This is a genomic window from Pseudomonas sp. 203-8, assembly GCF_020708595.1.
Classification (GTDB): Bacteria; Pseudomonadota; Gammaproteobacteria; order Pseudomonadales; family Pseudomonadaceae; genus Pseudomonas; species Pseudomonas aeruginosa.
This window is the reverse complement of record NZ_JAJFDF010000001.1, coordinates 429,362-447,116: the sequence shown is the minus strand read 5'-3', so window position 1 is coordinate 447,116 and position 17,755 is coordinate 429,362. Positions and strand designations below refer to the sequence as shown.

Genomic DNA, 17,755 nt, shown 5'->3' with positions numbered 1-17,755 from the left:
GGTGCCGTCGGAGACCCCTGAACGGTCAGGGCGTCTTCAGTAATTCATGTTCACGGACGAGGGGGCCTCGTGATTTTCCGTTCCGTTTCAAACACCGATTTCCGCGCCCGCGTGCGCACCCTGCTGCTTGCCGGCTCGACCGCGCTGGCATTCGTCGCCGCCCCGGTATGGGCGTTCAGCATCGACGACGTGGCGAGCAAGGCCAAGGACCTGGCCGGCGACAAGTATTCCGCGCCGACCAGCAACCTGCCATCGGAATTCAGCGAAATGAAATTCGCCGATTACCAGCAGATCCGTTTCATCAACGAGCGCGCCTACTGGGGCAAGCTGAAGACGCCGTTCAAGCTGAGCTTCTATCACCAGGGCATGCACTTCGACACGCCGGTGAAGATCAACGAGGTGACCGCTACCACGGTCAAGCCGATCAAGTACGATCGCACCAAGTTCGATTTCGGATCCCTGAAGTTCGACGAGAATGCCACCAAGGATCTCGGCTATGCCGGTTTCCGCGTGCTCTATCCGATCAACAAGGCCGACAAGCAGGACGAGATCGCCACCTTCCTTGGCGCGAGCTACTTCCGCGTGGTCGGCAAGGGCCAGGTCTACGGTCTGTCGGCGCGCGGCCTGGCGATCGATACCGCGCTGCCTTCGGGCGAAGAGTTCCCGCGCTTCCGCGAATTCTGGATCGAGCGGCCGAAGGCGCAGGACAAGCAACTGGTGATCTACGCCCTGCTCGACTCGCCGCGGGCCACCGGCGCCTACCGCTTCGTGCTGCGTCCGGGCAAGGATGCGGTGATGGATGTCCAGGCCCGCGTGTTCCTCCGCGACAAGGTCAGCAAGCTGGGCCTGGCGCCGCTGACCAGCATGTACCTGTTCGGCTCCAACCAGCCGTCCGAGCAGCACAACTTCCGGCCCGAGCTGCATGACTCCAGCGGCCTGCAGATCCATGCCGGCAACGGCGAGTGGCTGTGGCGTCCGCTGAACAATCCGAAGCACCTGTCGGTGAGCACCTTCAGCGTGGAGAACCCGAAAGGCTTCGGCCTGCTCCAGCGCGGCCGCGAGTTCTCCCGCTACGAAGACCTGGATGACCGCTACGACCTGCGTCCGAGTGCCTGGATCGAGCCGAAGGGCGACTGGGGCAAGGGCACCGTGGAACTGGTGGAAATCCCGACCCCGGACGAAACCAACGACAATATCGTCGCGTTCTGGAACCCCGAGACCCAGCCTGAGGTCGGAAAGCCGCTGGACTTCGCCTACCGCCTGCACTGGACCATGGATGAAGACGAGCTGCACGACCCGAAATCCTCCTGGGTCAAGCAGACCATGCGCTCGGTCGGCGACGTGAAGCAGAAGAACCTGATCCGCCAGCAGGACGGCAGCACCGCCCTGGTCGTCGACTTCGAAGGGCCGGCCCTGAAGGACCTGGCGCCGGACGCGCCGGTGACCACCCAGGTCAGCACCGACAGCAACGCCGAGGTGGTGGAGAACAGCCTGCGTTACAACCCGGTCCTGAAAGGCTGGCGCCTGACGCTGCGGATCAAGGTCAAGGATCCGAAGAAGCCGGTGGAAATGCGCGCGGCGCTGGTCGACGAGGCGCAGAAGCCACTGAGCGAAACCTGGAGCTATCAGCTGCCTGCCGATGAATAACCCATCCACTACGAAAGCACCGCTGGCCGACTACCTCGCTCATCTTCCCCTGGCGGAAGAGGAGCGGGAGCGGCTTGGCGAGTCCGCTTCCTTCTCCGAGCTGCACGCTCGCCTGGCGGGAGCGGAAGGCGCCGCTGCCGATGCCGGGGGCGATCCCGCCCTGGCCTCGGTACGCGCCCGCCTGCAGCTGGGCACCCCTGAGCTGGACGACGCCGAGATGTTCGGCGTCGACGCCCAGGGTCGCACCTTCCTCAAGATTTCCCCGCCGATCCGCCGTACCAAGGTGATTCCCGAGCCCTGGCGCACCAACATCCTGGTGCGCGGCTGGCGTCGGCTGACCGGACGCAGCAACCCGCCCAAGCCCAAGCGTGCCCTGCCGCGGGCCCGCTGGCAGCGGGTCGGCTCGCTGCGCCGGTTCATCCTGCTGTTGTTGATGCTGGCGCAGACCTCGGTCGCCACCTACTACATGAAAGGCATCCTGCCCTACCAGGGCTGGGCCTTCGTCGACCTGGAGGAGCTGGCCCAGCAGAGCCTGCTGGATACCGTCCAGCAGGTGCTGCCCTATGTCATCCAGTTCGGCATCCTGGCGCTCTTCGCGATCCTCTTCTGCTGGGTCTCGGCCGGCTTCTGGACCGCGCTGATGGGTTTCTGGGAGCTGCTCACCGGGCGTGACCGCTACCGGATCTCCGGCAGCAGCGCCGGCAGCGAGCCGATCGCCGCCGACGCCCGCACGGCGATCGTCATGCCGATCTGCAACGAAGACGTGCCGCGGGTATTCGCCGGCCTGCGGGCGACCGTCGAGTCGATGGCCGCCACCGGCGAGATGGAGCGCTTCGACTTCTTCGTCCTCAGCGACACCAACGACCCGGATATCGCCGTCGCCGAGCAGCAGGCCTGGCTCGAGCTGTGCCGCGAGACCAAGGGCTTCGGCAAGATCTTCTACCGTCGCCGCCGGCGTCGGGTGAAGCGCAAGAGCGGCAACATCGACGACTTCTGCCGGCGCTGGGGCGGCGACTACCGCTACATGGTGGTGATGGACGCCGACAGCGTGATGAGCGGCGACTGCCTGGCCAAGCTGGTACGCCTGATGGAGGCCAATCCTGAGGCGGGGATCATCCAGACCGCGCCGAAGGCGTCCGGCATGGACACCCTGTATGCGCGCATGCAGCAGTTCGCCACCCGCGTCTACGGCCCGCTGTTCACCGCCGGCCTGCACTTCTGGCAACTCGGCGAGTCGCACTACTGGGGCCACAACGCGATCATCCGCATGCAGCCCTTCATCGACCACTGCGCCCTGGCGCCGTTGCCGGGCAAGGGCTCGTTCGCCGGCGCGATCCTGTCCCACGACTTCGTCGAGGCTGCGTTGATGCGCCGTGCCGGCTGGGGCGTGTGGATCGCCTACGACCTCGACGGCAGCTACGAAGAACTGCCGCCGAACCTGCTCGACGAACTCAAGCGCGACCGCCGCTGGTGCCACGGCAACCTGATGAACTTCCGCCTGTTCCTGGTCAAGGGCATGCACCCGGTGCACCGCGCGGTGTTCCTCACCGGGGTCATGTCCTACCTGTCGGCGCCGTTGTGGTTCTTCTTCCTGGTGCTTTCCACCGCGCTGCTGGCGGTGCACCAACTGATGGAGCCGCAGTACTTCCTGGAACCGCGGCAGCTGTTCCCGATCTGGCCGCAGTGGCATCCGGAGAAGGCCATCGCGTTGTTCTCCACCACCCTGACCCTGTTGTTCCTGCCCAAGCTGCTCAGCGTAATGCTGATCTGGGCCAAGGGCGCCAAGGGTTTCGGCGGGGTGATCCGGGTGACCCTGAGCATGCTCCTGGAGATGTTCTTCTCGGTGCTGCTGGCGCCGGTGCGCATGCTCTTCCACACCCGCTTCGTGCTGGCCGCCTTCCTCGGCTGGTCGGTGCAGTGGAACTCGCCGCAGCGCGACGACGACGCCACGCCCTGGAGCGAGGCGATCCGCCGGCACGGCATGCAGACCCTGCTGGGTATCGCCTGGACCCTGCTGGTGGCCTGGCTCAACCCGCGCTTCCTGTGGTGGCTGTCGCCGATCGTCGGTTCGCTGATCCTGTCGATCCCGGTATCGGTGATCTCCAGCCGGGTGAAGCTGGGCCTGCGCGCCCGCGACGAAAAGCTGTTCCTGATCCCGGAGGAGTACGACACGCCGCGCGAGCTGCGCGCCACCGACGAGTACACCTACGAGAACCGCTGGCATGCGCTCAAGGATGGCTTCCTCAAGGCCGCCGTCGATCCGTTGCTCAACGCCCTGGCCTGCGCCATGGGCACGGCTCGCCACAACCGTGCGCAGGCCATCGAGACGGTGCGCGGCGAGCGTATCGGCAAGGCCATCGATAAGGGCCCGGAACAGCTCGACGGCGCCACGCGCCTGGCTCTGTTGAGTGACCCGGTAGCACTTTCGCGCCTGCATACGCGGGTCTGGGAAGAGGACCGCGACGACTGGCTCGGCCGCTGGCGCAAGGCCGAGGCGGACGACCCCCACGCCGCCAGCGTACCGCTGGCCCAGGTAGTGCCCGGCGACGCCGGCCTGCTGCCCGCCGCCCAGTCCTGATCCCATGCCCCCGGCGGAACGCCGCCGGGGGCATGGTCTGTTTCTTGCCTGTTTTCCCCGTGCGGCGCTGCTGTTACCCTGCGCCGGCAATCCAGAAAGTCTCGTATCGTTCGCCAGCTGAGGTACTATCGGCCGCCTTTTGCGCAGCCGGTCATGGCCTGCTGCCCGCCCGGGACGGCGACACGACGAGAGCATCCGTTCGACGACTGTGTTTCTAAGACTGCTGGGGATTGGGGAATGAAAAAGTATCTTGCTTCATTGGTTCTGGGCGTCTGCGCCCTGGTGGGCGTGGCTTCGGTCCAGGCGGCCGGCGCGGTGGAGGACGCGGTCAAGCGCGGCACCCTGCGGGTCGGCATGGACCCGACCTACATGCCGTTCGAGATGACCAACAAGCGTGGCCAGATCATCGGCTTCGAAGTCGACCTGCTCAAGGCCATGGCCAAGTCCATGGGCGTCAAGCTGGAGCTGGTCTCCACCAGCTACGACGGCATCATCCCGGCGCTGCTGACCGACAAGTTCGACATGATCGGCTCGGGCATGACCCTGACCCAGGAGCGCAACCTGCGCCTGAACTTCTCCGAGCCCTTCATCGTGGTCGGCCAGACCCTGCTGGTGCGCAAGGAACTGGAAGGCAAGATCAAGTCCTACAAGGACCTGAACGATCCGCAGTACAGCATCACCTCGAAGATCGGCACCACCGGTGAGATCGTTGCCCGCAAGCTGATCAGCAAGGCCAAGTACCACGGCTTCGACAACGAGCCGGAAGCGGTGATGGACGTGGTCAACGGCAAGGCTGACGCCTTCATCTACGACTCGCCCTACAACGTGGTGGCGGTGAGCAAGTTCGGCGCCGGCAAGCTGGTCTACCTCGACCAGCCGTTCACCTACGAGCCGCTGGCGTTCGGCCTGAAGAAAGGCGACTACGACAGCATCAATTTCATCAACAACTTCCTCCATCAGATCCGCGAAGACGGCACCTATCAGCGCATCCACGACAAGTGGTTCAAGAACACCGAGTGGCTGAAGGAAATGGAATGAACCGCTGACGGCCCCCGCGAAGGGGGCCGTCGTACCTGCGCATTCCATCGTTCGAGAGAGTTTCCGTGACCAAGAAGAAACGTTCCGTCTGGCCCTGGCACCTGCTGACCGGGCTGATCCTGCTGGTCCTGGCCTGGGCGCTGTGGTTCTCCACCTCGCTGATTTCCTATGAATGGCGCTGGAACCGCGTTCCGCAGTACTTCGCCTACCAGGCCGAGGAGCCGTTACGGGCCAACGAGATCGGCCGGGTCGAGGCTATCGAGGAACAGGGCAGGGACGCGCGCGTCACGCTGCTTGGCGAGAGCGGCGAGAAGCAGGTCGTGACCGTCGCCCAGGACAGCCTGCAATTCTCCGAAGGCGACGACGTGGCCGAGGGCGACGCGGTCGGGGTGACCCGCCACTGGGCCGCCGGCCCACTGCTCTGGGGCCTGTGGACCACCCTCTGGCTATCGCTGGTGTCCGGTGCCATCGGTCTGGCTATCGGCCTGGTCGCCGGCCTCTGCCGGCTGTCGAAGAACCCGACCCTGCACGACCTGTCGACGATCTACGTCGAGCTGGTGCGCGGCACGCCGTTGCTGGTGCAGATCTTCATCTTCTACTTCTTCATCGGCACCGTGCTCAACCTGTCCCGCGAGTTCGCCGGGGTTGCGGCGCTGGCGCTGTTCACCGGCGCCTACGTGGCCGAGATCATCCGGGCCGGCGTGCAGTCCATCGCCCGCGGACAGAACGAGGCCGCCCGCTCCCTGGGCCTGAACGCCGGCCAGTCGATGCGCTACGTGATCCTGCCGCAGGCCTTCAAGCGCGTGCTGCCGCCGCTGGCCGGGCAGTTCATCAGCCTGGTCAAGGACACCTCGCTGGTCTCGGTGATCGCCATCACCGAACTGACCAAGAGCGGCCGCGAGGCGATCACCACCTCGTTCTCCACCTTCGAGATCTGGTTCTGCGTCGCCGCGTTGTACCTGCTGTTGAACCTGCCCCTTTCGCACATGGCATCCCGACTGGAGCGGAGGCTCGGACAAAGTGATTGAAGTACGCAACCTGCTGAAGGTCTTCGATACCCGCGGCCAGGTAGTGCGCGCGGTGGACGACGTGAGTACCCGCGTGGCCAGGGGCGAGGTACTGGTGGTGATCGGTCCGTCCGGTTCCGGCAAGTCGACCTTCCTGCGCTGCCTGAACGGCCTGGAGGAGTTCGACGAAGGCTCGGTGAGCATCGACGGCGTCGACCTGGCCGACCCGAGGACCGACATCAATGCCTACCGCCGCGAAGTCGGCATGGTGTTCCAGCATTTCAACCTGTTCCCGCACATGACCGTGCTCGAGAACCTCTGCCTGGCCCAACGCGTGGTGCGCAAGCGCGGCAAGGCCGAGCGCGAGGCCAAGGCGCGGGCGCTGCTGGCCAAGGTCGGCATCGGGCAGAAGGCCGACGAATATCCCTCGCGCCTGTCCGGCGGCCAGCAGCAGCGCGTGGCGATCGCTCGCGCGTTGTGCATGGACCCCAAGGTGATGCTGTTCGACGAACCGACCTCGGCGCTCGATCCGGAGATGGTCGGCGAAGTCCTCGACGTCATGAAGACCCTGGCCGTGGAAGGCATGACCATGGTCTGCGTGACCCACGAGATGGGCTTTGCCCGCGAAGTGGCCGACCGCGTGCTGTTCTTCGACCACGGCAAGCTGCTGGAGGACGCGCCGCCGGCGCAGTTCTTCGACAATCCGCAGGACCCGCGGGCCCAGGCCTTCCTCCGTCAGGTCCTCTAGTACCGCGCTAGGCGAACGGCTTGCCCGGCGGCGGCAGGAGCGACGTCGGACTCTGCCGCGCGGCCGGCTGGATATCGTTGTCCTCCAGCCAGTCCAGCGCCCATTCGCGCAGGCGCTCGTTCTGGTAGCGGTACCAGTCCTGCAACAGTTCCGGGTACTCCATCAGAGAGTGCTTGAAGGCCTTGAACGGCTTGCGGCTCTGCAGCGCGTTGGCGAGCGTCGCATAGGCGTGCGGCTCTTCCACCTCGCGGAGGAAATCCTGCATCAGTCCCAGCGACTGGGTGGTGCTCAGCGGGTCGATCAGCAGCAGGCGTTCCGGCTCGTTTTCCAGCAATGCGTCCAGTTCGGGATCGGGCGCCTCGGCGGAGATCAGCAGCACCTTGCCGCTGTACAGGTCGAGGTAGTGGTCAATTCCCGGGGTATCCAGGGCGAAGGCCAGTTCGTCGATATCGATGGTCATCGGGCGCATGGCGTCATCTCCCAAAAGGCGAAAGCCTGATCCTACGCAAAGGTGCCCCTCCTGTCCGCTTTCGATGGACGGGAGGGGCTGCCGATGCAAGGAGGATCCTCTCGGGATGTTACAGGCGGAAGCGTCCCACCTGTGCCTGCAACTGCGTGCCCAGGCGCGCCAGCTCGCCGCTGGAGGCGGCGGTCTGCTCGCTGGCGGCGGCCGACTGCTCGGCGACGTCGCGTACGCTGAGGACGCTGCGGTTGATCTCCTCGGCCACCGTGCTCTGTTGCTCCGCGGCAGTGGCGATCTGCAGGTTCATGTTCTGGATGTCGGAGACGGTGCGGGTGATGCTGTCCAGCGCGGCGCCGGCGCGGCGCGCCAGTTCCACCGTGCTGGCGGTCAGCGAGCGGCTGTTCTCCAGGCGTTCGGCGGCTTCGCCGGCGCCCTGCTGGAGACGCTGGATCAGGCCCTCGATCTCGGCGGTGGACTGCTGGGTGCGCTGGGCCAGGCCGCGGACCTCGTCGGCGACCACCGCGAAGCCGCGTCCGGCGTCGCCGGCGCGTGCCGCTTCGATGGCTGCGTTGAGCGCCAGCAGGTTGGTTTGCTCGGCCACCGACTTGATCACGTCGAGGACGCTGCCGATCTGCTCGCTCTCGTTCTTCAGGCGCGCCATGGCTTCGCTGGAAACGTCCATTTCGCTAGCCAGGCGCTCGATGCGGGTCACCGCCTGGTCGACCACCGCGTCGCCCTGGCGCGCCTCTTCGTCGGCCTGGCGAGCGGCCTGGGAAGCCAGTTCGGCGTTGCGCGCGACGTCCTGCACGGTGGCGGCCATCTCGTGCATGGCGGTGGCGACCTGGTCGGTCTCCACTTTCTGGCTGTTGACCCCGGCGCGGGTCTGCTCGGTGACCGCCGAGAGTTCCTCGGCGGAGCTGGCCAACTGGCTGACGCCGTCGCCGATCCGCCCGACCAGCTCGCGCAGGCTGTCGCCCATGCGCTGCATGACTCGCTGCAACTGGCCCAGTTCGTCGCGGCGCTGGAGGGTCAGGGGATTCTGCGGACGCTTGCCGAGGTCGCCGGCGGCGATGGCCTCGGCCTGCGCGAGGGCTTCGTCCAGCGGCCGGACGATCTGCCGGTTGATCGCCCAGCCGGCGACGCAGCCGAAGGCCAGGGCCAGCGCGGCGATCAGCCAGAGGCTGGCGCGGTCGCGGCTGGCGGTGCTCTCGCGCAATTGGCGACCGGCTTCGGTGAGGGTCCGGCCGGCCCGGGCCATATCCTGGGTGCTGCTTTGCATCGCTTGCTGCGCCTGGCGCGTGCGGATGACGCTGGCACGGAACTGCTCGATCCCGCCACGATAGCCCTGGAGGCTGCCCATGGCCTGTTCCAGCGCCGCATCGGCCTCGCCGGGCAACTGGCCACGCAGCGTCGTGGCGGCCTGGCGGAGGGCGTCGAACGCGGCGAACGCGGCCTGCTCGGCCTTGTCGCTGCGTTCGAAGACGTAGCCGCGCACCTGGTAACGCACCATGAGCAACTGTTGGTGCAGGTCGGCCACCGCACGGCTACGTTGCAACGCCTGCGGGTCGCCGGCCTGCTGCGCGAGGCTGGCGTCCATCAGTTCCTCGAGGCGGGCGAAGCTGTCCAGCGCCTGCTGTGCAGTGCCCACCAGCACACCACGGGCGGCGCTGCGTTGCTGATCGGCTGCGGCGAGGTCGTCGAAAGCCTTGCGGTAGGCTTCGATGGCTTCGGCCTGGTGGGCCAGGGCGGCCGGGTCAAGCTCGCTGTCGCGCAGCGCCTGCAGGCGCTGGAGCATCCCGGCCAGGGTCTGGCGGACCTGCTCGGCCTGGCGCGGGTCGCTGCCGGCTTCGAATGCCAGGCGGCCTTGTTCGGCTTGCTGGGTCTGTTCCATCAGGCTGGCGACTTCGGCGAGCTGCTCGCTGAGGGCGGTCTGGTGCGTGAGGGTGCGGTTGCTGCTGATCACCACCAGCAGAAGCAGCGCGAGGAGGACACCGAAACCGACCATCAGCTTGCGGCTGACGCTCAGCTTGGCCAGTTGGAGAACCCACCAATCGTACATCGTCATTACTCCAGGCAGTGCGACACCCTGGGTTGGCAGCCCCATGGCGTGGCGGAACAGGTAATGGCTCAGCGTCGTCGCGTCCGGCGTGCGGGCGCGGAGGGCCGGTACGTGGCCGGCGGGCGAGGTCTTATGGTTGTCGTGCGGAGCCCTGCGCGACAGAGGATGTCGGCCGGGCGGGGAAAACCTTCAGTCTTTTACCGGAGTTTTTTCAGAACAACCGCGCAAGCAGGGCGCTGACCGCGGTTTCCACGCGCAGGATGCGTTCGCCGAGCTGCACCGGATGCAGTCCGGCTTCGCGCAGCTTGTCGACCTCGTAGGGAATCCAGCCGCCTTCCGGGCCGATCGCCAGGGTCACCGGCTTCTCCACCGCGCGCGGACAGGCCGGCCAGGGACCGGGATGGCCGACCAGGCCGAGGCTGCCGGCGGCCAGGGCCGGCAGGCGGTCTTCGACGAAGGGTTTGAAGCGCTTCTCGACGATGATTTCCGGCAGCACCGTATCGCGGGCCTGCTCCAGGCCGAGGACCAGGTTCTCGCGGATCGCCGCCGGGTCGAGGAACGGGGTCTGCCAGAAGCTCTTTTCCACGCGGTAGCTGTTCAGCAGCACCAGCTTCGGTACGCCCATCGCGGCGATGGTCTGCAACACCCGGCGGAGCATCTTCGGTCGCGGCAAGGCCAGCAGCAGGGTGATCGGCAGCTTGGCCGGCGGCGGCTGGTCGAAGTGCACTTCCAGGATCGCCTCGCTGGCGTCGAGCTTCAGCAGGCGACCTTCGCCCATCCAGCAGCCGAGGCGGCCGACCCGCAGGGTGTCGCCGTTCTCGGCGCGGTGCACTTCGTGCAGGTGCTTGAGGCGGCGATCGTGCAGGACCGCACGATCCGCCGACACGAAGTCGGCGTCGTCGAGGAGCAGCAGGTTCACTGGCGGGTGGCCGGAGGCTGGTCGCCGTCGCTGGCCGGTTGGTCGTCCGGATGCTCGCCGCGCTTGCGTACCAGGCGGCCGAACAGCAGGCCGATCTCGAACAGCAGCCACATCGGCACCGCGAGCATGGTCTGGGAGAAGATGTCCGGCGGGGTCAGGACCATGCCGACCACGAAACAGCCGATGATCACGTACGGGCGGATCTTCTTCAGGTACTCGACGTCGACCACTCCGATCCAGATCAGCAGCACCGTGGCCACCGGGATCTCGAAGGCGACGCCGAAGGCGAAGAACAGAGTCAGGACGAAGTCCAGGTAGCTGTTGATGTCCGTCATCATCGCCACGCCCTCGGGCGTCACGCTGGCGAAGAAGTGGAAGATCATCGGGAACACCAGGAAGTAGGCGAAGGCCATCCCGGCGTAGAACAGGATGATGCTGGACACCAGCAGCGGCAGCGCCACGCGCTTCTCGTGCTTGTACAGGCCGGGCGCGATGAAGCCCCAGACCTGCGCGAGGATCACCGGCATGGCGAGGAACAGCGCCACCACCATGGTCAGCTTGAACGGCGCGAGGAACGGCGAGGCGACGTCGGTGGCGATCATGCTGGTGCCTTCCGGAAGGAAGCGGCGCAACGGCTCGGAGACCAGGGTGTAGATCTTCTGCGAGAAGTAGAACAGGCCGGCGAAGATCAGGAAGATCGCCGCCACGCTGCGCAGCAGGCGCGTACGCAGTTCGGTCAGGTGCGAGACCAGGGGCATTTCCTGGTCGTGCTCGGGCTGCTCGGGTTTATCGGCGCTCATGGATTACGCGGCGTCTCGGACGGTGGCGAAGGGGGAGTGGAGGCAGCGACTGCCGGCGGTGCCGCGGCGTCCGCGGGCGGAACCGCAGGCGTGCTGGTCGGCGGCGGCGTGGGTACGCTCGGCGCCGGGCTCTCGGCCGCCGGCGGCGGGGTTTCCTGCGGGGGATTCTGACCGGTCAGCGGGGCCAGCAGCTTCTGCGCTTCGCGCTCCATCGAGAGGATGTGCTCGTTGTGCAGTTGCCGGCGGATCTCGTCCGCGCCGATTTCCCGTTCCACTTCCTGCTTGATGGTATTGAAACTGCGCTTCAGGCGGCCGATCCACAGGCCGGCGGTACGTGCGGCGCCCGGCAGACGCTCGGGGCCGAGCACCAGCAGGGCGACCAGCCCGACCAGCAACAGTTCGCTGAAGCTGATTCCGAACATCGATGGCTACCCGTCAGTCCTTGCGCGCCGGCTCTTCGACCTTCTGCGCCTGGGCGTCGATGGTGTGCGGCTGGTTCAGCGGTTGGGCCGGCTGGGCGGCGGGCTGGTCCTTCTTGTCGTCTTCCTCGGTGTTCACCGCCTTGCGGAAGCCCTTGATCGCTTCGCCGACGTCGGAACCGAGGTTCTTCAGGCGCTTGGTGCCGAACACCAGTACCACGACGATCAGGATGACGATCCAGTGTTTCCAGTCAAAAATGCCCATGTCGTATTCCTCGCAATGTGTAGGTTCAGGCCGATGGTTGGCGGGCGGCTTTCTCGGCGTGGCCGGAAAGGCCGAAGCGGCGCTCCAGTTCGTCCAGCACGGCTTGCGGATGCTGGCCGAGGGCCGAGAGCATCACCAGCGAGTGGAACCAGAGGTCGGCGGTTTCGTAGATCAGGTCCTGGCAGTCGCCGCTGGCCGCGGCATCCTTGGCGGCGATGATGGTTTCCACCGACTCCTCGCCGACCTTCTCCAGGATCTTGTTCAGGCCCTTGTGGTACAGACTGGCCACGTAGGAGCTGTCGGGCGCGGCGTTCTTGCGCTCCTCGAGCACCGCCGCCAGGCGGGTCAGGGTGTCACTCATGGTGGTGTCCTGCGTGTTCGTAGATAGCGTCCGGGTCCTTCAGCACCGGATCGACGGTCTTCCATGCACCATTCTCGAAGACGCGGTAGAAACAGCTTTCCCGGCCGGTATGGCAGGCGATCCCGCCGACCTGCTCGACCATCAGGATGACCACGTCGGCGTCGCAGTCCAGGCGCAGTTCGTGCAGCTTCTGCACATGCCCGGACTCCTCGCCCTTGCGCCACAGCTTGCCACGCGAACGCGACCAATAGATTGCACGGTTCTCGCTGGCGGTCAGGGCCAGCGCCTCGCGGTTCATCCAGGCCATCATCAGCACGCGCCCGGTCTCGTGATCCTGGGCGATCGCCGGGACCAGGCCGTCGGCGTTCCAGTGAATCTCATCCAGCCAGTCTTTCATGGTCTTTCCACGTTCGTTGCCGGTACGTTGCGTGCGTTTCCGGCGGAAATGGGAGTAGTGTGCCAGCCGGGAGCGCGACTGGCTATCGGCGCGGGCCTAGTGGCCGTGCGCGGCGCTAGCGGCGCAGGATCAGGAACACCCCGCCGGCCAGCATCACCCACGCCGGCCAGGCTTCCAGCTGCTGACCCAGGCCGACCTCGGCGGCGCCGACCAGCAGCACCGCGCCCACCAGGCGCCCGAGCCAGTCGTGGCGGGAACCTTTCCACTCCGGCGGCGGCGCATTGTGGGCGTGCGGTTGTGACAGGCGTTCGAGGGTATCGCGGGCCATTTGCGACAGGTGCGGCACCTGCTCGACCTGTTGCTGGAAATTGCGCAGCAACTGCTTCGGGCTGACCCGTTCGCGCATCCAGCGCTCCAGGAACGGCTGGGCGGTGGCCCACAGGTCGAGTTCCGGGTAGAGCTGGCGGCCGAGGCCTTCGATGTTCAGCAGGGTCTTCTGCAGCAGCACCAGTTGCGGCTGGATCTCCATGTTGAAACGACGCGCGGTCTGGAACAGGCGCAGCAGGACCTGGCCGAAGGAGATGTCCTTCAGCGGCTTCTCGAAGATCGGTTCGCAGACGGTGCGGATCGCCGCCTCGAAGTCGTTGACCTTGGTTTCCGCCGGGACCCAGCCGGAGTCGATATGCAGTTGGGCGACCTTGCGGTAGTCGCGCTTGAAGAAGGCGATCAGGTTGCGCGCCAGGTAGTCCTGGTCCTCGTCGGTCAGGCTGCCGACGATGCCGCAGTCCACCGCGATGTATTGCGGGCTCCAGGGCGCGCGGGTGCTGACGAAGATGTTGCCGGGGTGCATGTCGGCATGGAAAAAGCTGTCGCGGAACACCTGGGTGAAGAAGATCTCCACGCCGCGCTCGGCCAGTGCCTTGAAGTCGGTGCGCTGGTCGCGCAGGGTTTCCAGGTCGGTCACCGGGATGCCGTAGATGCGCTCCATCACCAGCACCTTGGGCCGGCACCAGTCCCAGTAGACCTGTGGCACGTAGAGCAGCGGCGAGCCTTCGAAGTTGCGTCGCAGCTGCGAGGCGTTGGCCGCCTCGCGGAGCAGGTCGAGTTCGTCGACGATGGTCTTCTCGTAGTCGCTGACCACTTCCACCGGGTGCAGGCGCCGCGCCTCGCTGGAGACCCGCTCGGCGAGGCGGGCGAGGATGAACAGCCAGGCGATGTCGGAGCGGATCACCGGTTCCAGGTTCGGCCGGATCACCTTCACCACCACTTCCTCGCCGCTCTTCAGGCGCGCGGCGTGGACCTGGGCCACCGAGGCGGAGGCCAGCGGTTCGCGTTCGAAGCGGGCGAAGACCTGTTCGATCTTCGCGCCCAGCTGTTCCTCGATGCGCTTGACCGCCAGCTCCGGCGGGAAGGGCGGCACCTTGTCCTGCAGCCAGGCCAGTTCGTTGGCGATGTCGTCGGGCAGCAGGTCGCGGCGGGTGGAGAGAATCTGGCCGAACTTGATGAAGATCGGTCCGAGGTCCTGCAGTGCCAGGCGCAGGCGCGCGCCGCGGGTCAGTTCCAGCTTGCGCCGCGGCAGCCAGCGCCAGGGCAGGGTGGCACCGAGCAGGCGCAGCCACCAGGGCAGCATCGGCAGTTCGAGGATCAGGTCGTCCAGGCGGTAGCGGATGACGACGCGCTGGATGCGCAGGAGGCGGCGGACAGCGAGGAGCTTCATGCGTCGGGCTTGGTCTTTTGGCTGAGGCGTCCGACGCGCGCGTCGAGACGATCGAGGGCCAGCTTCAGCTGGTCCAGTTCGGCGAAGCGGGCTTCGGCTTCGTGCTGGCCGACCAGCGTACGGCTTTCCTCGGCAAGGTAGTCGGCCAGGTTCAGGCGCAGGCTGTGCAGGCTCTGCGCGCTCCAGCGCGAAGCGTCGCGCAGGCTGCTGCCGAGCACCTGGGTGGCGAGCGGGCCGAGCCAGCGCGACAGTTCGTACTCCCAGTCCAGCTCCAGGCTCTGCAGGATGCCGGCCAGTTCCAGCAGGGCCGCGCTGTCGCCGTCCATGCTGACTTCCGGGCTGTGCAGGACGCGGGTCTTGTCGCGCGCCAGGGCCAGGTGCAGGAGGTTGCCGGCCGGCGCACGCAGGGTGCAGTCGACCTCCGCCTCATGCTGCGCGGCGAAGTGCAGGCCGTCGCCGGCGGGCAGGATGAAGACCCGCAGCGGCGGGCTCAGGCAGTCGACCTCGATGACCTTGGCGGAAAGCCTGCGCAGGCGCGGCAGCGCTGTCCCGTCGAGGCGCAGGACGCGATTGATGCCGGTTTCGGCGGCGGCCAGCACGGCCTGGATCAGCAGCGAGCTCATCGGCGCGCCCTCGGTTAAGGCTTGATACCGCGGTGCAGGGCGACGATGCCGCCGGTCATGTTGTGGTAGGTCACGCGGTCGAAGCCGGCTTCCACCATCATCGCCTTCAGGGTTTCCTGGTCGGGGTGCATGCGGATCGACTCGGCCAGGTAGCGATAGCTCTCGGAGTCGTTGGTGACCAGCTTGCCCATCAGCGGCAGCAGGCTGAACGAATAGGCGTCGTAGGCCTTGGACAGCAGGTTGCTGCTCGGCTTGGAGAACTCCAGCACCAGCAGGCGGCCACCGGGCTTGAGCACGCGCAGCATGGAGCGGATCGCTTCGTCCTTGTGGGTGACGTTGCGCAGGCCGAAGGCGATGGTCACGCAGTCGAAGTGGTTGTCCGGGAAGGGCAGCTTCTCGGCGTCCGCCTGGACGAAGCTGACGTTTCCGGAGACGCCCTTGTCGAGCAGCTTGTCGCGGCCGACCTTGAGCATCGAGGCGTTGATGTCGGCCAGCACCACCTCGCCGGTCGGGCCGACCAGGCGCGAGAACTGCCGGGTCAGGTCGCCGGTGCCGCCGGCGATGTCGAGCACGCGGTTCCCGCTGCGCACGCCGGACAGCTCGATGGTGAAGCGCTTCCACAGGCGATGGATGCCACCGGACATCAGGTCGTTCATCAGGTCGTACTTGGCTGCCACCGAGTGAAATACCTCGGCGACCTTCTTCGCCTTCTGGCTTTCCGGAACGTTCTGGTAGCCGAAGTGGGTGGTGGGTTCGGCGTCGGCGCCTTTGCGGGGATCGTTCATGACGTTCTCACCTGGAAAGAATGCCGGGCATTCTAACAGGATGTGGGGAAAGTGCTGTGCCGCCGTCCGACGGCGCGGGTGCGGTGTTTTGTCTGGCCGCGTATAGTTTTCCGATCTGCAATCAGGAGTCGATCCATGTCGCGTATCCACATCGAACGTCCGCACAGCCTGGGGCTGGACGCCGCACGGGCCAAGGCGGAGAAACTGGCCGAACGTCTGGCGAAGGAGCACGGCGTGCAGTGCGAATGGCAGGGCGACGAGCTGACCTTCAAACGCAGTGGCGTCGACGGCAGGATCGCGGTGGGGGCGGACAAGGTCGCGGTGGACGTCAAGCTCGGCCTGATGCTGTCGGCCATGAGCGGCCTGCTCAAGGGCGAGATCGAGAAGGCGCTGGACAAGGCGCTGGCCTGATCCCGCCGGGCGTTCGCCGTCCTGGCGGCGCCCATCTTCCGCTTAGTATGCGGTTTCTAATTTTCCCCGATACCTTGCTCTCACGCTGCCAGCGTTCCGGCGGCGCCTGCGGTTTCTTCAACCCAACGAGCGTGAGGTGCCCCATGGCCAAGATTGCCCTGAAGAAAAAGACCGTTTCCGAATCCACTTCCCTGGTCTCCGAGATCCGCCACTATGCCCGCCAGATCTGGCTTGCCGGCCTGGGTGCGTATTCCCGCCTGGGCACCGAAGGCAGCGACTACTTCAAGGAATTGGTGAAAGCTGGCGAAGCCCTGGAGAAAAAAGGCAAATCGCTGGTCACAAGTCAGGTCGATTCGGCCAATGACAGTGTCAAGACCGGCCTCTCTTCGGTGAAGGGAAAAGTCGAAGACCAGCTCGACAGGATCGAGCAGGCATTCGACAGCCGTGTCGCTAGCACGTTGAACCGGATAGGCATACCTTCCCGGAACGATGTCGAAGCACTCTCTGCTAAGCTGGATGAGCTGAGCGCAGTGCTCGAGCGTGTCGCGAGAACCCAATAAGGAGAGCAGGATGGCTGGCAAGAAGAAGAGCGAAAAAGAGTCCAGTTGGATCGGCGAGATCGAGAAATACTCGCGGCAGATCTGGCTGGCTGGTCTGGGGGCCTACTCGAAGGTCAGCAAGGACGGCAGCAAGCTGTTCGAGACCTTGGTGAAAGACGGCGAGAAGGCTGAAAAAGAAGCGAAGTCCGATGTGGACGCGCAGGTCGGTGCGGCGAAGGCTTCCGCCCGCTCTGCGAAGAGCAAGGTCGACGAGGTTCGGGACCGTGCGCTCGGCAAGTGGAGCGAGCTCGAGGAAGCTTTCGACAAGCGCCTGAACAGCGCCATCTCGCGTCTCGGCGTGCCGAGCCGCAACGAGGTGAAGGAGCTGCACAGCAAGGTCGATACGCTGACCAAGCAGATCGAGAAACTCACCGGCGTCAGCGTCAAGCCGGCGGCGAAGGCAGCGGCCAAGCCTGCGGCGAAACCGGCTGCCAAGCCCGCGGCGAAAACCGCAGCGGCCAAGCCGGCAGCTAAACCGGCAGCCAAGGCCGCCGCCAAGCCTGCGGCGAAACCCGCGGCGAAAAAAACCGCGGCGAAAACCGCGGCCGCCAAGCCGGCAGCCAAGCCCGCCGCCAAACCGACTGCGAAGGCCGCAGCGAAACCGGCGACCAAGCCGGCAGCCAAGGCCGCGGCGAAGCCTGCTGCGAAACCTGCCGCAGCCAAGCCTGCCGCGAAGCCGGCAGCCAAGCCGGCCGCTGCGACCGCCGCCAAGCCCGCGGCGAAACCTGCCGCCAAGCCGGCTGCGAAAAAGCCTGCGGCGAAGAAGCCGGCAGCCAAGCCCGCCGCGGCGAAACCGGCCGCTCCCGCCGCGTCTTCGAGCGCGCCCGCTGCCCCCGCCGCCACACCGGCTGCCAGCGCTCCGGCAGCGAACGCTCCGGCGACGCCGAGCAGCCAGGGCTGAGTCCTGGCGGCAAGGCAC

At 66.2% G+C, this 17,755-nt stretch carries 19 protein-coding genes; 8 read left to right on the top strand and 11 right to left on the bottom strand.

The features are described 5' to 3' along the window. The first annotated feature begins 69 nt into the window (after positions 1–69). The 5 genes from LJF27_RS01985 to LJF27_RS01965 all read left to right on the top strand — a co-directional run bounded on the left by LJF27_RS01985 (position 70) and on the right by LJF27_RS01965 (position 7,018). Complete coding sequence (locus LJF27_RS01985; RefSeq protein WP_003095915.1) at positions 70–1,647, top strand: glucan biosynthesis protein G; 1,578 nt, start codon at positions 70–72, stop codon at positions 1,645–1,647. Next, positions 1,640–4,225 carry a glucans biosynthesis glucosyltransferase MdoH gene (mdoH, locus tag LJF27_RS01980; RefSeq protein WP_003103448.1) on the top strand — a complete coding sequence of 862 codons (2,586 nt, stop codon included), beginning with the start codon at positions 1,640–1,642 and terminating at the stop codon, positions 4,223–4,225. Before LJF27_RS01985 ends, mdoH begins: the two co-directional genes overlap by 8 nt. A 237-nt stretch (positions 4,226–4,462) precedes the next feature. Further along, positions 4,463–5,263 (top strand): transporter substrate-binding domain-containing protein, encoded by an 801-nt coding sequence (locus LJF27_RS01975; protein ID WP_003095910.1) that lies wholly within the window; start codon positions 4,463–4,465, stop codon positions 5,261–5,263. A 65-nt stretch (positions 5,264–5,328) separates the two neighbouring features. Beyond that, positions 5,329–6,291, top strand: coding sequence for an amino acid ABC transporter permease (locus LJF27_RS01970; RefSeq protein WP_003103450.1), 963 nt, complete (start codon positions 5,329–5,331; stop codon positions 6,289–6,291). Next, the gene (locus LJF27_RS01965) at positions 6,284–7,018 is read left to right on the top strand and encodes an amino acid ABC transporter ATP-binding protein (protein ID WP_003095906.1); all 735 of its coding nucleotides are present in this window, start codon (positions 6,284–6,286) and stop codon (positions 7,016–7,018) included. Before LJF27_RS01970 ends, LJF27_RS01965 begins: the two co-directional genes overlap by 8 nt. Positions 7,019–7,025: 7 nt before the next feature. On the opposite strand, the gene LJF27_RS01960 is transcribed toward LJF27_RS01965, so the two are convergent. The 11 genes from LJF27_RS01960 to ubiE form a co-directional block, all read right to left on the bottom strand. Beyond that, positions 7,026–7,487, bottom strand: coding sequence for a UPF0158 family protein (locus LJF27_RS01960; protein ID WP_003095904.1), 462 nt, complete (start codon positions 7,485–7,487; stop codon positions 7,026–7,028). Between the two features lie 109 nt (positions 7,488–7,596). Beyond that, entirely contained in the window at positions 7,597–9,540 is a 1,944-nt protein-coding gene (locus LJF27_RS01955; RefSeq protein ID WP_023110490.1) for a methyl-accepting chemotaxis protein, read from the bottom strand. A 211-nt stretch (positions 9,541–9,751) separates the two neighbouring features. Continuing rightward, entirely contained in the window at positions 9,752–10,459 is a 708-nt protein-coding gene (locus LJF27_RS01950) for a 16S rRNA (uracil(1498)-N(3))-methyltransferase (RefSeq protein WP_023110489.1), read from the bottom strand. Beyond that, positions 10,456–11,259, bottom strand: a complete 804-nt coding sequence (gene tatC, locus LJF27_RS01945) for a twin-arginine translocase subunit TatC (protein ID WP_003095896.1) — start codon at positions 11,257–11,259, stop codon at positions 10,456–10,458. Before tatC ends, LJF27_RS01950 begins: the two co-directional genes overlap by 4 nt. Then, positions 11,256–11,681 (bottom strand): Sec-independent protein translocase protein TatB, encoded by a 426-nt coding sequence (gene tatB, locus LJF27_RS01940; protein ID WP_003115042.1) that lies wholly within the window; start codon positions 11,679–11,681, stop codon positions 11,256–11,258. Before tatB ends, tatC begins: the two co-directional genes overlap by 4 nt. 13 nt (positions 11,682–11,694) lie before the next feature. Then, positions 11,695–11,943, bottom strand: a complete 249-nt coding sequence (locus LJF27_RS01935; protein ID WP_003095893.1) for a twin-arginine translocase TatA/TatE family subunit — start codon at positions 11,941–11,943, stop codon at positions 11,695–11,697. Between the two features lie 25 nt (positions 11,944–11,968). Continuing rightward, complete coding sequence (locus LJF27_RS01930; protein ID WP_003103458.1) at positions 11,969–12,304, bottom strand: phosphoribosyl-ATP diphosphatase; 336 nt, start codon at positions 12,302–12,304, stop codon at positions 11,969–11,971. Beyond that, complete coding sequence (hisI, locus tag LJF27_RS01925; protein WP_003095888.1) at positions 12,297–12,701, bottom strand: phosphoribosyl-AMP cyclohydrolase; 405 nt, start codon at positions 12,699–12,701, stop codon at positions 12,297–12,299. Before hisI ends, LJF27_RS01930 begins: the two co-directional genes overlap by 8 nt. 115 nt (positions 12,702–12,816) lie before the next feature. Continuing rightward, a complete protein-coding gene (ubiB, locus tag LJF27_RS01920; protein WP_003095885.1) occupies positions 12,817–14,418 on the bottom strand; it encodes a ubiquinone biosynthesis regulatory protein kinase UbiB in 1,602 nt (533 codons plus the stop codon). Next, positions 14,415–15,041, bottom strand: coding sequence for a ubiquinone biosynthesis accessory factor UbiJ (locus LJF27_RS01915; protein WP_023110488.1), 627 nt, complete (start codon positions 15,039–15,041; stop codon positions 14,415–14,417). The genes ubiB and LJF27_RS01915 overlap by 4 nt, the downstream gene beginning before the upstream one ends. 14 nt (positions 15,042–15,055) lie before the next feature. Then, the gene (gene ubiE / locus LJF27_RS01910) at positions 15,056–15,826 is read right to left on the bottom strand and encodes a bifunctional demethylmenaquinone methyltransferase/2-methoxy-6-polyprenyl-1,4-benzoquinol methylase UbiE (protein WP_003103462.1); all 771 of its coding nucleotides are present in this window, start codon (positions 15,824–15,826) and stop codon (positions 15,056–15,058) included. 135 nt (positions 15,827–15,961) lie between these two features. Here ubiE and LJF27_RS01905 point away from each other — a divergent pair, with 135 nt between their 5' ends. The 3 genes from LJF27_RS01905 to LJF27_RS01895 all read left to right on the top strand — a co-directional run bounded on the left by LJF27_RS01905 (position 15,962) and on the right by LJF27_RS01895 (position 17,737). Then, complete coding sequence (locus LJF27_RS01905; RefSeq protein WP_003095874.1) at positions 15,962–16,237, top strand: polyhydroxyalkanoic acid system family protein; 276 nt, start codon at positions 15,962–15,964, stop codon at positions 16,235–16,237. Positions 16,238–16,380: 143 nt separating this feature from the next. Then, positions 16,381–16,797, top strand: coding sequence for a phasin family protein (locus tag LJF27_RS01900; RefSeq protein ID WP_003103463.1), 417 nt, complete (start codon positions 16,381–16,383; stop codon positions 16,795–16,797). A 10-nt stretch (positions 16,798–16,807) separates the two neighbouring features. Beyond that, complete coding sequence (locus LJF27_RS01895; protein ID WP_003146415.1) at positions 16,808–17,737, top strand: phasin family protein; 930 nt, start codon at positions 16,808–16,810, stop codon at positions 17,735–17,737. Positions 17,738–17,755: the final 18 nt, after the last annotated feature.

Bases quoted from the DNA above. Each gene is read 5' to 3' on its own strand.
- mdoH (WP_003103448.1), top strand. From the start codon at position 1,640: ATGAATAACCCATCCACTACGAAAGCACCGCTGGCCGACTACCTCGCT.
- LJF27_RS01975 (WP_003095910.1), top strand. From the start codon at position 4,463: ATGAAAAAGTATCTTGCTTCATTGGTTCTGGGCGTCTGCGCCCTGGTG.
- LJF27_RS01960 (WP_003095904.1), bottom strand. From the start codon at position 7,487: ATGCGCCCGATGACCATCGATATCGACGAACTGGCCTTCGCCCTGGAT.
- LJF27_RS01955 (WP_023110490.1), bottom strand. From the start codon at position 9,540: ATGTACGATTGGTGGGTTCTCCAACTGGCCAAGCTGAGCGTCAGCCGC.
- tatC (WP_003095896.1), bottom strand. From the start codon at position 11,259: ATGAGCGCCGATAAACCCGAGCAGCCCGAGCACGACCAGGAAATGCCC.
- tatB (WP_003115042.1), bottom strand. From the start codon at position 11,681: ATGTTCGGAATCAGCTTCAGCGAACTGTTGCTGGTCGGGCTGGTCGCC.
- LJF27_RS01935 (WP_003095893.1), bottom strand. From the start codon at position 11,943: ATGGGCATTTTTGACTGGAAACACTGGATCGTCATCCTGATCGTCGTG.
- LJF27_RS01930 (WP_003103458.1), bottom strand. From the start codon at position 12,304: ATGAGTGACACCCTGACCCGCCTGGCGGCGGTGCTCGAGGAGCGCAAG.
- hisI (WP_003095888.1), bottom strand. From the start codon at position 12,701: ATGAAAGACTGGCTGGATGAGATTCACTGGAACGCCGACGGCCTGGTC.
- ubiB (WP_003095885.1), bottom strand. From the start codon at position 14,418: ATGAAGCTCCTCGCTGTCCGCCGCCTCCTGCGCATCCAGCGCGTCGTC.
- LJF27_RS01915 (WP_023110488.1), bottom strand. From the start codon at position 15,041: ATGAGCTCGCTGCTGATCCAGGCCGTGCTGGCCGCCGCCGAAACCGGC.
- ubiE (WP_003103462.1), bottom strand. From the start codon at position 15,826: ATGAACGATCCCCGCAAAGGCGCCGACGCCGAACCCACCACCCACTTC.
- LJF27_RS01905 (WP_003095874.1), top strand. From the start codon at position 15,962: ATGTCGCGTATCCACATCGAACGTCCGCACAGCCTGGGGCTGGACGCC.
- LJF27_RS01900 (WP_003103463.1), top strand. From the start codon at position 16,381: ATGGCCAAGATTGCCCTGAAGAAAAAGACCGTTTCCGAATCCACTTCC.
- LJF27_RS01895 (WP_003146415.1), top strand. From the start codon at position 16,808: ATGGCTGGCAAGAAGAAGAGCGAAAAAGAGTCCAGTTGGATCGGCGAG.